This window comes from Kitasatospora sp. NPDC034023 (genome assembly GCF_055575795.1).
Window position 1 is genome coordinate 17217 of record NZ_JBVIRY010000050.1, and the last position, 13343, is coordinate 30559.

Consider the following 13343-nt stretch of genomic DNA (forward strand, 5'->3'; position numbering starts at 1 on the left):
CGGAGCTCGGTGGGGCCGGGCCTGCTGACGGTGGCAGGCCCTCAGGGGCCCAGTAGAGCCCCGTGCATACCGCAGGGCACCCGAGTCCGGTGTTGTGACGGAGCGCGCTAGTTTGCGAGTGGCCGAGAGGTAAGCCCTGTTCAGGGGCTTGGTGGAGCAGGCTGGTTTGCGAGTTCGGAGCGCGGTAGTTTGCGAGTGCGGCACTGTTGTCGGCGTTCACTTGTGACTGTCAGTGACTCGTTGGGGGAGTCCAGCCAGAGAGTGACCGTTTGTAGTCGCCCGCAGGCCTGACGGTCAGACAGCGCGGCGAGAACGCCGAGGCAGAGGAACTGCTTCGCCGCGCCAGAGAGGCTGGCGGCCTCATCCCCGGGGGCGATTACTGACGGGGTGGGCGCGGCTGACCTCCTACCCGGATACTGCCATCGTGCCTGAGAGCAGCGTTCCGACGCCTCAACCAAGATGACGAACCGCAGCTCAGAGCCGATGTATGCCGTCATGATCGACGCGATGGTGCTCAGGCCGCCGCCCGCCCGCCCACACCCGCCACACCGCCCGCCCGGCTGAGCCCGGTGCCGGAGCCGACGCTCTCCAGGCAGGTCTGGTCGACGCCGACACCGCGCCGACGCACAGCTGACCGCCGACGGCCCGCGAGGCCGCAGTCCAGCGATGCGGGTGTTCGCGATCAACGGGGCAGGCGAAGAGGTTCCGGTGCCAGGGCGGCCCACGCCGACCTCAAGGCCAGGGCTGACGGGGAGAGGTACCGCTGGACCTGATGACCACCGCCCGGACCTACGACGCCCTGGTGCGGACGACCACGCAGTTCCCAGCGTCGAATCCCACCCGGAGGAGATCGAGCTGCCCAACCTGCGCGACCCCAGCAGCCAGGCCGCCCCCGCGCTGGTTTGGCCCGTGTTTGAGCAGCAGCCACGACTCCCGGCAGGGCAAGGACACCAGCCACCTGGTGAAGGAGCGCGGCAAGGGCCCCTTGGGGCCCGGTTCCGGCGGCAGCCGGAATGCCGTGATCGGCGTCGTACAGTCCAGCTACGACGGTCGCCAGCCTGACAACTGTGCCTGACCCGGGAAGCGGGAGCGGCACGGGCCTCAAGCCCGCCGGAGGCTTCGTGGCAGAAGCAGTGCCCACGCACTGGCCTCGCGGCCTGCGGGATCGGGCGGAGCCCGATGGGCGAGCATGCGACGCCGAGTGGTTCTTGGGTATGTAAAGAGGCGCAGCGGTTTGACCTGGGGAAACGCGAAACGAATGTGGGGTTGCAACCCCCGTTACCAGCAAGTAACTGCGGGGTGCAACCCCACACTCAGGATCTGGCGCGCCGAATGCGGGTTTTAGACCCACAAAAGTTATCTCCTGGGATAACCTTTGGTGGTGATCAGTCCTTCGACGGGCGGCCGTGTGGTGCGCCTTCCCTCGTCCCGGCCGGGCAGGCAGCCCGCCAAACCCCCGGCGCCTGAGACCGCGGGCGGGCAGAACGTCGTCGCGATCCGACTGGAGCCGGGCGAGTCCGTCTCGGTGAACCCGGCCCCAGTACCGGAGCCAGCGGTCGGGCGGCGTGAGGACTTCGACTTCCTCGGGCACACCTTCTACATGGCTTCCAAGGAGCTCTCGGCGAAGCTGCCGTTCATCGGCCTGACCGCGACCGAGTACGACGTGTGGCACACCATGCTCGGCGCGCAGCTCAAGGGCGGCATCGTCCTGACCACGGTCATCAAGCTCGGCGAGCGCCTGGGTATCGGCCGCAAGGAAGCTGGAAAGGCCCTGGCAGTGTTCCTCGACATGGGCTTCATGTGGCTGGAGAAGCGCGGCCGCTACCGCATCAACCCGCGCATCGCCTTCTGGGGCAGCAGCGCCGAGCAGCAGCGCGCCCTGGCGCTGATGCCCGACAGCATCCCCGAGATCCGTCTGCCCGAGGGCGAGGTCCGCCCGCCGCGCCGCACCCGCCGACCTAAGCTGGAGTCGCTGTGATGACCGCCGAACGCCACGACCAGGACCAGGAGACCGCGACCTTCCTGACTGCCGAGGACTCGGTTTTCATGGCGCAAGACCTTTCGCGCGCACTGCCCCTGTACCGGCTGACGACCTTGCAGTACGACGTGTGGCACACGGTGCTCAGCGAGATGACGGACGGCGGCTGGGTCCCCTTCACGCTGGAGGAGATCGCCGACCGGCTCGGAACCAAGAAGAGCAACATCTCGCCGGCCCTCGGCCGCCTGGCCGAGCTCGGCCTGATCTGGCGCGTCTCCAACGGCCTGCACCGCATCAACCCGAGGATCGCCTTCAAGGGCAGCCATGAGGAGTGGGTCGCCGCGCTCTCCGAGGTGCCGGCCGACGTCCCCGAGGTGATCCTCCCGGCCTACCACCGTCGGCCACCGCGCGGCGGCCGCGGAGGCCTGGCCGCCACCGGCTGAGCGAACGACGCTTGCTGACCACGAAGTGCGGGTTGGAAGCCCACAGAAGTTATCGCCAGGCATAACCTGCCGGGCGGCTGCCGGCAAAGTCGGCTTGCATGTTCGCGTCCGAAAGAAGGCAGTTCACAGCCCTGTTCCCAGACGCGGGACAGGGCTAGCATTCCCGCCACGACGGTCCCACCACGTTCCTCCAGCGGGCTGCCGAGCAGGTCGGCCGCGCTTCCAAGCGGCTCGCGCCTCCCACGGCCGGAGCCCTGGGCACCCCTGCCCCGGGACTTCGGCCGCGCTGCGTCGGGACGACCGGAGCCGAGACGCGCACCGTGGGCGATTCCCCGCACCGCCGGCTGAGCGGCTTTCCGGGTGCCGGTGGCGCCGTGCGTCGTCGGAGCTGCCGGGATCCGACTGCAGCCCGGTGTCAGGCGTGGGTGTCGGCGAGCTCGATGCGGCGCAGGACTGAGGCGTCACTCCGCTTGAACGGGAGCGGGTATGCGGGATCGTGCTCCTCATGTCGCACGCGCAGGGCGTGACCGCGATCAGTCCCGCTGCGGCTAATCAACGGGGTGGGTTTCGTGACGGAGCGCCATAGCTCGCGAGTGGTGCACGGCAGATCGAGGGCTGTACGTGGTTGAGAGTGAACCTCAAGGGAAGCTCAGGGGTGGCAGTTGGTATTGGTTGAAGGATCTGTCTGTTTGCCGGTAGACCCTCCAGGCAGGAGGAGGTTTTCGGCTCTCTGGCGACAACCTTGCGCCGTCAATACATCCTTGAAACCCCTACCCTTTCAGTCAAGGTCAACTTAAGATCCGAGAGCCCAGTTCGGGAAGCGGCAGGCGAGTGGCCACCGGCGCGCCTCCGCTGCGGATGGACATGACTCAGGCCCCGGGGGGGGTTAGTGAAGTTTTAGTAACGATGTGGACTCGGTCCGGCGCGGCCAGATCCGCCGGGGCTCCGATCCCCTGTCGGACGAGGTATGACGGGCACCCCGCAGTAGGCACGGGATAGTCGTGGCATCACCCGACATCGAACAGTCCTGGCGTCACGACGTGCCATGCGTAACCCCTGCACGCGTCGCCAGCAGTCTCTCCTGAGTTAGTGGGCCCGCCTTTCGATGCACAGGCATACCTCGATCGGTCCGTGTCCGGTCCGGTGGGTGTCGTCGTCCATAAATGAAGCGAACGGAGTGGTCAGTGCTGGAGCGGGGACCGGGGACCGATAGGCCTGCAGGACATCCGGACGCCGCAGCGCCCGGAAAACGGCGGCTGCTTTGCGGCGGCGCAGGCGCGGAGTTCGTGAGAAACGTACCGGCCGAGCTCGCGGAAGCGGCGAAAAGAGTTGACGTGTCCGGTATTGGCCAGGTCATCACGAAAGTCCCTTGGGGGGTGGCATTCGCCGTGATGCTCACGTATATGGAAGCCCCCTTGAGTGTCGTGCTGGTGTCGTCATGGCACCGATCGTGCAGTGCTGGCCGGCGCAACCGCTGACCCTCTTCTCCTCCGCCGGGCGCAGCAGCGGGTTCCCGTCCTTTGCTGCCCAGCCTGCAGCGGGTCGCTCGACCCATCTGGTTTGTATGCGTATTTCTATGAGTGCCAGCAGGGCCTCGCGGCTCAGGCCCCCCGTCCTCCGGACAGGGAGGCCTGCCCGGCTTGAACCAGCCGGCCCTGGACTTCAGTTCAGAACAGCGTACAGAGCTCGACTTCCCCTACGGAGGTATCCATGCCGCGCCCCCCAGCTCTTCCTGCAGCGAGAAAAGTGGAGATCATCCTCGCGGTGTTGGCCGGCGATATGACGGCGGCTGAGGCTGCCCGTGTCGCGGGAGTCTCCAGTCAGGCCATCAGCAACTGGAAGCGATGTTTTCTCAAGGCGGGTCAGGACGGCCTGGTCGGCGCGGTCGACCAGCGGAGCAGCCGGGAAGCCCAGTTGCAGAAGGAGATCGCGGTGCTCAAGGGCGCCTTGGGTGACTCCTATCTGCAGATCCAGGCCTTCCGGTCGCGTCTGCAGCAGCTTCAGCGCCGCTGAACGTTCCGGATCAAGCTACCCCGGTGATTGCGCCTTTCCGGGGAAGTACGAGGCAGTCGGCCTGTTCCCTCAATTTCCCGTCAACTCGTACTGGACGCCTCCCGGCTCCGCTTGGAATTCTGTTCCTGGGCGGGACGTCGAGCACCCGCCGAATTCTACGAGGAGGCAGAAATGAACGAGAAGCTGATGGCCGGATACACCGCTTACACCGACGCGGCCGAGTACGGCGTCGGCGCCGTCGGCGAGGCGCCGGCGACCACCCCCGTCTGCACCTTCCTGATGTCGGCCGCGCTCTCCGCGCAGACCGTCATCGGCGGCTGCTGAACCTCCCCCGTTTCTTCTCGAGAGCTTAGGACTTCGCCATGAACACCAGTGAGAAGCTGATCGCCGGTTACGCCGCCTACACCAGCACGGAGGAGTACTCCCTCGGTGCGGCCACCGACCCGCTGGCCTCGATCGAGTCGGTGAGCTGGCTGGTGTCGGCCGCGGCCTCCGGCGCCGTGGTCTCGGCCAGCGTCTCGGCCAGCGTCAAGTACGGCTGCTGATCCGGCCTCATCGGCGCCTGTGACTGGCGCAGTACGGTGCGGCCGTGCTGCGCCCAGTCACTACTTCCTTCCCGCTCAGGGTCTCAATTTTCCGGAATTCTTTGACGGGTTCCGGGAAAGGTTCGAGATCCTGGGTGTGCACTGTCACTTAATCATCGGCGCTTGCGCATCGGTCTGGAATTCTTGACCTGTGGATTTGGGCGCTGCCTGTCGGCCTTATCGGTCCTGGAAGGACTATTCATGAACACCAGTGAGAAGCTGATCGCCGGTTACGCCGCCTACACCAGCACGGAGGAGTACTCCCTCGGTGCGGCCACCGACCCGCTGGCCTCGATCGAGTCGGTGAGCTGGCTGGTGTCGGCCGCGGCCTCCGGCGCCGTGGTCTCGGCCAGCGTCTCGGCCAGCGTCAAGTACGGCTGCTGATCCGGCCTCATCGCCATTACCCGTGACTTCGCAGTGCGGCCCGCCGGCACGACCGGGCCGCACTGCGCGCGTTGCCTCCCCACGACCGGCCGGTGGCCGGTCAGTCCCGGTCCTTGCCCAGGGCCCGGCCCTGACCGGCCGCGGCGTCGGCGATCTCCTGTAGTGCTGTCAGGTGGTGGGCCAGCGCCGTTCTCCCCCGTTGGGTCAACCGGAGCCAGGTGCGCGGCACCTTGCCCACATGCCCCTTACGGACTTCGGCGTACCCCTGTTCCGCGAGGAATGTCACGTTTTTGGACAACAGTGACGGCGACAGTCCGCAGTACTCCTGTACCGCCCGGAAGTCCGACTCGTCGCATGCCGAGAGGAACGCGGCGATCCGCAGGCGGGTCACCGTGCGGAACGCCTCGTCCAGCCCGGACCCGGGGGTCATCGACGCGCCGCCCTACGGCCGAGTGCCACCCAGACGGCGAGTCCGGCCACTACGCCGAGCCCGGCCATGATGTACCGCATGCTCTCGGCGGCACCGAGGCCCACAATCACGAAGAACGCGGCCATGGTGACCAGGCCGGCCCGCTCCTTGCGGGCCGGCCCCCGTACGCCCCGGACGCCCTGCTGGGTCCGGACGCCCTGCAGCAGGAGCAGAGCGGCAACGCCCAGGACGATTCCTCCCGCGACTCCCGCCAGCCGCAGCCAGATCGACTCGGGTGCCAGGCCGTCCAGGGCGATCGCGGCGGCCACCAGCACCCCGCAGGCCGGAGGGGCCCAGCCGGGCAGCGGAGGACGTGCCCCCAGCTCGTAGGAGATCCGGGCCTCGTCCAGGTCGCGCCGTGCGTCGTCTGCATCCATGGCCATAGAGTGGCATCAAGTTTCCAGTTTTTCAAGTACTTTCTCAAAGAGAAAACTGAGGAGGGGGAGGCCACGTGAAACCTTTCGGCTTCGAGAGGGTGTCGAAGAGCTACGGGTCCCATCGGGCCCTGGAATCCATGACGTTCGCCGTGGAGGCCGGCGAGATCTTCGGCTTCGTCGGCGGCAACGGAGCAGGCAAGACCACCGCCCTGCGCATCGGCATCGGGGTGCTCGCCCCGGACGACGGGCAGGTTCGGTGGGGCAACCAGCCCGTCGGACGACAGGAGTGGGCCCGGTTCGGCTACATGCCCGAGGAACGCGGTCTGTATCCCAAGATGACCGTGTCCCGGCAACTGGTGTACCTCGGCGAACTGCACGGCCTCTCCAGGGCCGACGCCCGGGACGCCATGCTCCGCTGGACGTCCCGGCTACGGATCGAGGACCACCGCGACAAGCCGGTAGACACCCTCAGCCTGGGCAACCAGCAGCGCGTCCAGCTGGCCGCCGCGCTGGTCCACGACCCTGAGGTACTGATCCTGGACGAGCCGTTCTCCGGGCTCGACCCGCTGGCCGTGGACGACATGAGCGTGGTGCTGCGCAACAAGGCTGAGCAGGGTGTCCCCGTGCTCTTCTCCAGCCACCAGCTGGAACTGGTCGAGCAGCTCTGCGACCGGGTGGGGATCGTCCGTGCCGGGCATCTGGTGGCCTGCGGAACCCTGGATGCCCTCCGCCCCACGGAGCACACTCGCCAGATATATGTCGAGGTCGGCGGGGCCCCCGACAACTGGCCCGCCGACTGCCCCGCAGTGGCCGGATTCCGGCGGCACGACCAAGGCGTACTGGTGGACCTTATGCCCGGCCGCACCGAGAACGACCTCTTGACGGAGGCCGTCCGCCACGGCATCGTCCACCGGCTCCAGCCGTTCCGGCCCAGCCTCGCCGGACTCTTCCGCGACCTGGTGGAACCGGCCGACACGGAGACGAACGAGGCCGGGTTGCGAACCCATGCTCCCCGAACCACTGAGAAGGACGGTGTGTCCGTATGAACCGCCCTGCCGCTGAACAACGGTCGCTCCGCCCCGCCCGGGTCCGCCTGGTTTTCCGCCGGGAGCTGGACGCACGCATGTTCACCAAGGGTTACCTGATCAGTCTGCTGGCACTCTCCCTGATCACCTTCGGCCTGGTGATGGGGTTCGACCTGGTCGGCCGGACCACCTCGTCCACGGTGGCTGTCTGCGGCGCGCCCGCCGCATCGTTCGGCGCCGCGCCCGACAAGGTGCGGCTGCAGCCGTGCGCGGACCGAGCAGAGGCCCGGGCCCTGGTCCAGGACAAGGATGTGGACGCGGCCGTGGTCGTCGACGGCAGCCACGCCACCGTGCTGGTCCGCGCCGACACCGGTGACCACGCCCGGGCGGGCGTGTCCGCGCTCGGCGAAAACTGGGTGACCTTCCACGCCCTGAGCCTGCAGAAGGTGGACCTGGACCAGCTCGCGCGAGACGCCGCGGCAGCCGCACCCGCCACGGTGACGGTCGGGGACGCGGTCAGTACGCTGCAGCTGGGAGCCGCCGTCAGTCTGATCGTCATCCTGTTCATGCAGATCATCGGTCAGGGGGCGGTGGTCGCCCAGGGGGTGGTCGAGGAGAAGTCCACCCGCGTCGTGGAGGTGCTCCTCGCCACGCTCACCCCTCTGGAACTGCTCATCGGCAAGGTGTCCGGCATCGCCACCGCTGCGGTGGTTCAGGTGGCCTCGATGCTCGGCGCCGTGATCGCGGCACGGTCCCTGATGTCCGAGCAGGCCGAAGCCCTGCCGGGACCCCAGGCCCTGGCCACCACAGTGCTATGGTTCCTGCTGACCTTCGCGATGTTCGCCTCGCTGTTCGCGGCTGCCGGATCGCTCGTCTCGCGGCCGGAGGACCTGCAGGGTGTGATGATGCCGGTGATGCTGCTGGCCCTCGCACCCGTGGGGGTCGCGGCGGCGGCCGCCGCCCAGCTGTCGGCTCCCTGGGTAACGGCAGTGCAGTACATTCCGCCATTCTCCGGCCTGGTGATGCCGCTGAAGGCCGCGGTCGGCGCGGTCTCTCCGGCCGAACAACTCGTCGCCGCCGGGATCCTGCTCCTGGTCACCGCAGGCTGCATGGCGCTCGCCGCCCGGATCTACCGCAACTCGATTCTGCGGATCGGCGCTCCCGTCCGCTGGCGCCAGGCGCTCGTTTCCTGACTTCGCGAGGCAGGGCTGCAAAGGGGGCTGTCCCGGCGCTCGAGCGCCGGGACAGCCCCCTTTGACCTTTGGTCCCGTCAGGCGGCTGCGAGCGCCTGCGTCTCCACCAGCCGGCGGTAGGCGGCACAGCGTCCCAGCAGAACTCGGTGATCGGCCGCGTCCAGTACCCGGCCCCGGTCCATCATGATCACCTGGTCCGCATGCTGAATGGTGGAGAGCCGGTGGGCGACCACGATCACCGCCCGGGAGGCAGCCAGATCGTCCACGATCGCCCGGAAGCGCCGCTCGTTGAGACCGTCGAGCTGGCTGGTCGGCTCGTCCAGCAGCACTACGTCGGCCTGGGACAGCAGCGCCCTGGCCAGGGCCATCCGCTGGCGCTGGCCACCGGAGAGGTTGCTCTCACGGCCCAGCACGGTGTCCAGACCCTGCGGCAGGACGGAGATCTCCGCGGCCAGGCCCACGGCATCCAGGACCCGGCTCAGCTCCTCCTCGGAGGCCGGTTCGGTGCGGCCCAGTTGGAGGTTCTCCCGGACGGTGGCCTCCACCAGGGTGAACTCCTGATCCACATAGGCGATTCGGGCCCGCAGCGCGTCCAGGGGCCAGTCGCAGGTGTCGTGGCCGAGCAGACTGATACGCCCGCCGCTCACGTCCACGAACCGGTCTGCCAGCGAGAGCACCGTAGTCTTCCCTGCGCCGGACGCGCCCACCAGCGCGGTCAGGCCGACCCGCTGCATGCTGAAGGAGACGCCGTCCAAGGCCTCCGTGGTCACCCCCGGGTACCGGTACGACACGTTGTCGAACACCACTGCGGGTGCGTCCGCGACCGGCTCAGGGACGGTGTGCGCGGTGTCGTTCTCACCTTCCGGATCCAGCGCCAGCAGCTCATTGCAACGATCCCGGGCAGCCAGTCCCGCCTGCAGCCGGCCCACCGCGGTGGTGAGCGAGGTGGCCGGAGCGAGAGTCTGCAGGAGGTAGAGCAGGAATGCCGCGAAGTCGGGCATGGACAGGTCACCCGAGGCCATCCGGTGACCGCCGGTCAGGATGACCGCGATCATCGCACCCTGGTTGGCCAGCGCAGTCACCGCAGGAATCAGCGTCTCCAGCCGGGCGCCCTTGACGGACACCGCGCGCAGTTGGTCAGCCTCCTGCTCCAGCGCCCTGGTGGACAGTGCTTCGGCACGGTAGGCCTTGATGGTGGTCAACGCGGACAGGTGAGAGCTGAACCGCTGGGCGATCTGTCCCACCGCCGACTGCTGCAGGACGAAGTTGTTCTTCAGCCGGGCCAGCACCACGGTCATGGTCGCGGTGACCAGAGCCAACGCGCCAACCGTGACCAGAGTGAGGATCCAGTCGATCCACAGCATCACCCCCAGGGTCGACACCACCGTCAGCACAGCCAGCGGCACCTGGGCACTGACATCGACGACCTGACGCAGCAGCAGGGCGTCCGAGGTGATCCGAGCGGTGAGATTGCCGGCGCCCTCGGTACGAACCGTGGCCAGCGGCAACCGCAGGGAGTGCTCCATGATCCGCACCCGTAGGCGCATGATCATGGCCTCGCCGCTGCGCGACACCAGGTACCCGGCGCCGGCTTGGGCCGCGGCCCCGCCGACGGCGGCAAGGCACATCCACAGGACCGGAGTGATGACCGATGTGTCGGTGGCAAAACCGACAATGACCTCCTTCACGAGCAGAGGCACGCTGAGCGCGGCCGCCGTGGCCACCAATGCCAGCAGGATGGCCGAGGCCAGGGTGGCGGGCCGGGTCGACAGTTCCCTGCGCAGCCGGATGACACGGTCGGCCGACCCTGGCCGTTCGAGGCCGGCGGCGGAAGGTGGGGTCACGGCGGTACCGGACTCTGGAAGGGTGGCAACGGACATGGCGTGTTCCTTCGGGGTCGATGTGGACGACGGACGGGACGCTTGAGGAGCCGGCGGGCGACGCCCGGGTCAAGGCAGTCCGCCACCGCGGGCACGCAGGGCGAGGTGGGCCTCGCCCAGGGCAGCCTTGAGCCCGTCGATCTGGTTGAGAAGCTCCCGCTCGCGGCGGGCGGACTCGCTGCTCCCTCGGGACGGCTGCAAACCGTGCTGCCCGGCCTCGACGAACTGGCGGCGCCACACTGACACCGCCTGGGCCGACACCCCGGCCTGCTGCGCGGCCACGGACAGCGTTATCCGCCCGGCGAGCAGGTCCAGGACGAGCCGCGTCTTCTCCGCGGGGGAAACCGCTGGTCGGTGGGACACTGGGCGTGCGACCCCCTAATCAATGTTTTGGATTGTTGACGGCGACCGGCCGAGTGGCTGGCGTTCACTCGATCCCGTCGAGGAGGCCGACCAGCAGGTCCGAGTAGCCGTGGAGTTGCGGGGCCCAGCCGACGTAGCAGGCGAAGTCGGCGGCGTGGCAGGCCACTCGGACCGTCTCGCCCGCTCTTAGCAGTCGGGTGTCCGGTCCCTGCCCGTAGGCGGTCAGGAAGCTCTCGCGCACCTCGTCCAACAGCGGCCACTCGATGCCGGCCTGCTGGGCGGCGGCCCGGTACTCGGTCAGTTCGCCCAGCGCCCAGGCGACGTCCGCCTCAGGGCGGCCTGCGGCGGCCTCGGGACCGGACAGGACCGAGACCTCAGGCCCGGAACCCGCAGACGCCTCCGAGCCGGTGCCGGCCGGATCGGCCACCACCACCGCGCCCAGGGAGAACCCGCCGTGCAGTGTTACCCGTGCCTCCTGCGGACCGGGTGTCAGCAACAGGTAGGTCAGGTCGGCCAACTGCCGCCATCGGGCGGTGCCGAGCCGGGAGCGCAGCCGGTAGTGGAACCCCGCCGAGGCGCGCGGACCGCGTCCTGTGGCAAGCCACTGAGCCAGCCGCCGGGGCCCCGGCGGCTGCGGCAGTTCTTCGGCCGGTGAGGGCCCGGGGCCCGAATGCAGCGCACGCAGCACGAGGCCGAGCACCCGGGCGTACTCCGGGAGCCGTTCGTGGCCTGGCTCCACACCGGCCTCGGCTGGTGCGGCGGACGCCTCGAGCAGCGCGCCGAAACTGTGCCGCCCGTTCACCTCCCACAGGTAGGCGTCGGGCTCCGCCACGACGGGCCGTGCGAAGCGCACTCGCTCGTCGGAGGCGTCCCGGAGCGCTGTGGCGTAGCTGGCGGACAGGACGGGGAACGGCGCCGGGCGCTGTGGGCCCGGGGTTCGCCGCCAGCTGACACCACCGCCGGGGATCGCACTGATTCGGGTGTGCTGGAATCCGGTGCCGAACTCCAGCAGTACCTGCTCCTCCTCGACGGCCGTCATGACCCGCCCCCCGACCAGGCGCACAGGTCGTCCAGGGCTGCCACGGCGTGGGTCAGCAGGGCGGCCGTGCCGACGCCCTCCTCGCCCGTGGTCAGACTCACCCCGTTGACCGGCGGCAGGACCGCGAAGTTGTCCCGCTCCGCCAGGGCTGCCACATGGGCACGGTAGGCGGGGTTGAGATGCCCGCCCGGTGGCAGCGCCGGGCAGACGACGACCGGCGCCCGGGTGCACTGCAGAGCCAACAGCGTTGGTGTGTCGGCGAACCCCAGCGCGAGCCGGGCGACGAAGTGCATGGTCGCAGGGTGGACCAGAACGGCGTCGGGCCATTCGGCGAGTTCTACATGCAGCGCCCGGTCCGGCTGGTCCGGCCAGATGTCCACGGTGGGCAGGCCGGCACCGCTCGCCACGGCGATCGCGGTGGCGCCGGTGAACCGGAGCGCGGACGGGGTGACTATGCACCGCACCTCGGTGCCGGGGTAGCCGCTGCGGAACCAGGACAGCCACTGGGGGAGGAACATGGCCTGGATGCCGCCGGTCGCGACGTAGAGCAGGCGCTTGGCCCTCAGCGGCGGCAGTGAGTCCGAGCCGGTCAGCGGGGATCCGGAAGCGGGGGCGGTCATCAGTTTCCCCTCCGCTCGACGGCGGCGAGGATTGCCGACAGGTCGCGGACCGCCGCTCCGGGGCCTTCCCCGATGTGCACGCCCCCCACGTTCACCACGACTTCGTCGACGCCGATCGTGTAGAACTCGGCAAGCCGGGCGGCGATCTCGTCGGGAGTCCCGGTGACCACCACACCGTGTTCCACCAGCAGTCGGGCGCCGGTGCGCGGGTCGGCCGGGTCCACCGGGACGCCGGCTTGGTTGAGCATGTTCGTGTAGTGCTGGGTGGACAGGTGGTTGCGGACGGCGTGGTGGGCGATCTCGGCCAGGTCTCGTCCGGGCCGGGTGACGGCGCACTGGACCACCGCCGCGATGCGCGGAGTGCGGCGCCCGGCCTCCCGCGCAGCAGCCGCGAGGGTAGGGCCGATCTGTGCGGCAAGGTAGGCGGGAGGCGTGAGCCAGGTGATCGCCCAGTCGGCGATCTGGCCGGCCAGGCGGGCCATCGGCTCGCGCAGCACGCCCAGGCCCAGCTCGACCGGCGGGGCATCGACGTCGGGAAGTTCCAGACCGTCGGTGGCCCACGGTCCGTCGGGCTCTACGGCGCACTTCCCGTCCAGCAGGGTGCGCATCATGGTGACGTACTGGCGGGTCGCGGTGACCGGCTTCGCGTACGGGGCGCCCAGCATGTTCCGTTGCAGGGCTGCCGCGCCGGGGCCGATGCCCGCCACGTAGGTGCGGCCGGAGAGAAGGGCGACCGACCGGGCGTTGACGGCAGCGGTCAGCGGGTGACGCAGCGGCATCACGGTGACGGCAGTGCCGTAGGCGAGGTCCATGCCGCTCTGGGCGAGTGCGGCGAACATATGGTGCGACTCGACGTTCAGCGACTGCCCGACCCATAGGCGGCGCGCTGAAGTGGTCTCCGCGAGCCTCGCGTAGGAGGAGACGGAGCCCGTCTCGAAGGGCATGACGGGATAGAAGACACTGGTTGTGGGCATG

General features: G+C 68.9%; 15 protein-coding genes. 8 read left to right on the forward strand and 7 right to left on the reverse strand.

Annotation, left to right across the window (positions count from 1 at the left end):
• The first annotated feature begins 1600 nt into the window (after positions 1 to 1600).
• From ACZ52R_RS39130 to ACZ52R_RS39155, 6 genes are all read left to right on the forward strand, one after another.
• Positions 1601 to 1978 carry a hypothetical protein gene (locus ACZ52R_RS39130; RefSeq protein WP_360505513.1) on the forward strand — a complete coding sequence of 126 codons (378 nt, stop codon included), beginning with the start codon at positions 1601 to 1603 and terminating at the stop codon, positions 1976 to 1978.
• Positions 1978 to 2421 (forward strand): MarR family transcriptional regulator, encoded by a 444-nt coding sequence (locus tag ACZ52R_RS39135; protein WP_465625783.1) that lies wholly within the window; start codon positions 1978 to 1980, stop codon positions 2419 to 2421. The genes ACZ52R_RS39130 and ACZ52R_RS39135 overlap by 1 nt, the downstream gene beginning before the upstream one ends.
• Before the next feature lie 1746 nt (positions 2422 to 4167).
• Positions 4168 to 4434 (forward strand): helix-turn-helix domain-containing protein, encoded by a 267-nt coding sequence (locus ACZ52R_RS39140; RefSeq protein WP_360505510.1) that lies wholly within the window; start codon positions 4168 to 4170, stop codon positions 4432 to 4434.
• A gap of 171 nt (positions 4435 to 4605) precedes the next feature.
• Positions 4606 to 4758, forward strand: a complete 153-nt coding sequence (locus ACZ52R_RS39145; RefSeq protein ID WP_360505508.1) for an LxmA leader domain family RiPP — start codon at positions 4606 to 4608, stop codon at positions 4756 to 4758.
• Between the two features lie 38 nt (positions 4759 to 4796).
• Positions 4797 to 4979 carry a hypothetical protein gene (locus tag ACZ52R_RS39150; RefSeq protein WP_360505506.1) on the forward strand — a complete coding sequence of 61 codons (183 nt, stop codon included), beginning with the start codon at positions 4797 to 4799 and terminating at the stop codon, positions 4977 to 4979.
• A gap of 240 nt (positions 4980 to 5219) precedes the next feature.
• Positions 5220 to 5402 carry a hypothetical protein gene (locus tag ACZ52R_RS39155; protein ID WP_360505506.1) on the forward strand — a complete coding sequence of 61 codons (183 nt, stop codon included), beginning with the start codon at positions 5220 to 5222 and terminating at the stop codon, positions 5400 to 5402.
• A 100-nt stretch (positions 5403 to 5502) separates the two neighbouring features.
• On the opposite strand, the gene ACZ52R_RS39160 is transcribed toward ACZ52R_RS39155, so the two are convergent.
• Together ACZ52R_RS39160 and ACZ52R_RS39165 are read right to left on the reverse strand one after the other, a co-directional pair.
• A complete protein-coding gene (locus tag ACZ52R_RS39160; protein WP_465625786.1) occupies positions 5503 to 5832 on the reverse strand; it encodes a transcriptional regulator in 330 nt (109 codons plus the stop codon).
• Positions 5829 to 6248, reverse strand: coding sequence for a hypothetical protein (locus ACZ52R_RS39165; RefSeq protein ID WP_360505502.1), 420 nt, complete (start codon positions 6246 to 6248; stop codon positions 5829 to 5831). The genes ACZ52R_RS39160 and ACZ52R_RS39165 overlap by 4 nt, the downstream gene beginning before the upstream one ends.
• A 137-nt stretch (positions 6249 to 6385) precedes the next feature.
• On the opposite strand from ACZ52R_RS39165, the gene ACZ52R_RS39170 reads away from it, so the two are divergent.
• Both ACZ52R_RS39170 and ACZ52R_RS39175 read left to right on the forward strand, forming a co-directional pair.
• Positions 6386 to 7294 (forward strand): ABC transporter ATP-binding protein, encoded by a 909-nt coding sequence (locus tag ACZ52R_RS39170; protein ID WP_465625788.1) that lies wholly within the window; start codon positions 6386 to 6388, stop codon positions 7292 to 7294.
• A 77-nt stretch (positions 7295 to 7371) separates the two neighbouring features.
• Positions 7372 to 8466, forward strand: a complete 1095-nt coding sequence (locus tag ACZ52R_RS39175) for an ABC transporter permease (RefSeq protein ID WP_465755158.1) — start codon at positions 7372 to 7374, stop codon at positions 8464 to 8466.
• Positions 8467 to 8543: 77 nt separating this feature from the next.
• Here the strand turns inward: ACZ52R_RS39175 and ACZ52R_RS39180 are convergent, their stop codons facing one another.
• The 5 genes from ACZ52R_RS39180 to ACZ52R_RS39200 form a co-directional block, all read right to left on the reverse strand.
• Complete coding sequence (locus tag ACZ52R_RS39180) at positions 8544 to 10346, reverse strand: ABC transporter ATP-binding protein (RefSeq protein WP_360505496.1); 1803 nt, start codon at positions 10344 to 10346, stop codon at positions 8544 to 8546.
• A gap of 69 nt (positions 10347 to 10415) precedes the next feature.
• Positions 10416 to 10709 (reverse strand): helix-turn-helix domain-containing protein, encoded by a 294-nt coding sequence (locus ACZ52R_RS39185; RefSeq protein WP_360505494.1) that lies wholly within the window; start codon positions 10707 to 10709, stop codon positions 10416 to 10418.
• A gap of 64 nt (positions 10710 to 10773) precedes the next feature.
• Positions 10774 to 11748 carry a hypothetical protein gene (locus ACZ52R_RS39190; protein WP_465755159.1) on the reverse strand — a complete coding sequence of 325 codons (975 nt, stop codon included), beginning with the start codon at positions 11746 to 11748 and terminating at the stop codon, positions 10774 to 10776.
• On the reverse strand, positions 11745 to 12368 hold the full coding sequence (locus ACZ52R_RS39195) for a flavoprotein (RefSeq protein WP_465665402.1): 624 nt from the start codon (positions 12366 to 12368) through the stop codon (positions 11745 to 11747). Before ACZ52R_RS39195 ends, ACZ52R_RS39190 begins: the two co-directional genes overlap by 4 nt.
• Positions 12368 to 13342 (reverse strand): LLM class flavin-dependent oxidoreductase, encoded by a 975-nt coding sequence (locus tag ACZ52R_RS39200; protein WP_465665404.1) that lies wholly within the window; start codon positions 13340 to 13342, stop codon positions 12368 to 12370. The genes ACZ52R_RS39195 and ACZ52R_RS39200 overlap by 1 nt, the downstream gene beginning before the upstream one ends.
• Position 13343 lies beyond the last annotated feature (1 nt).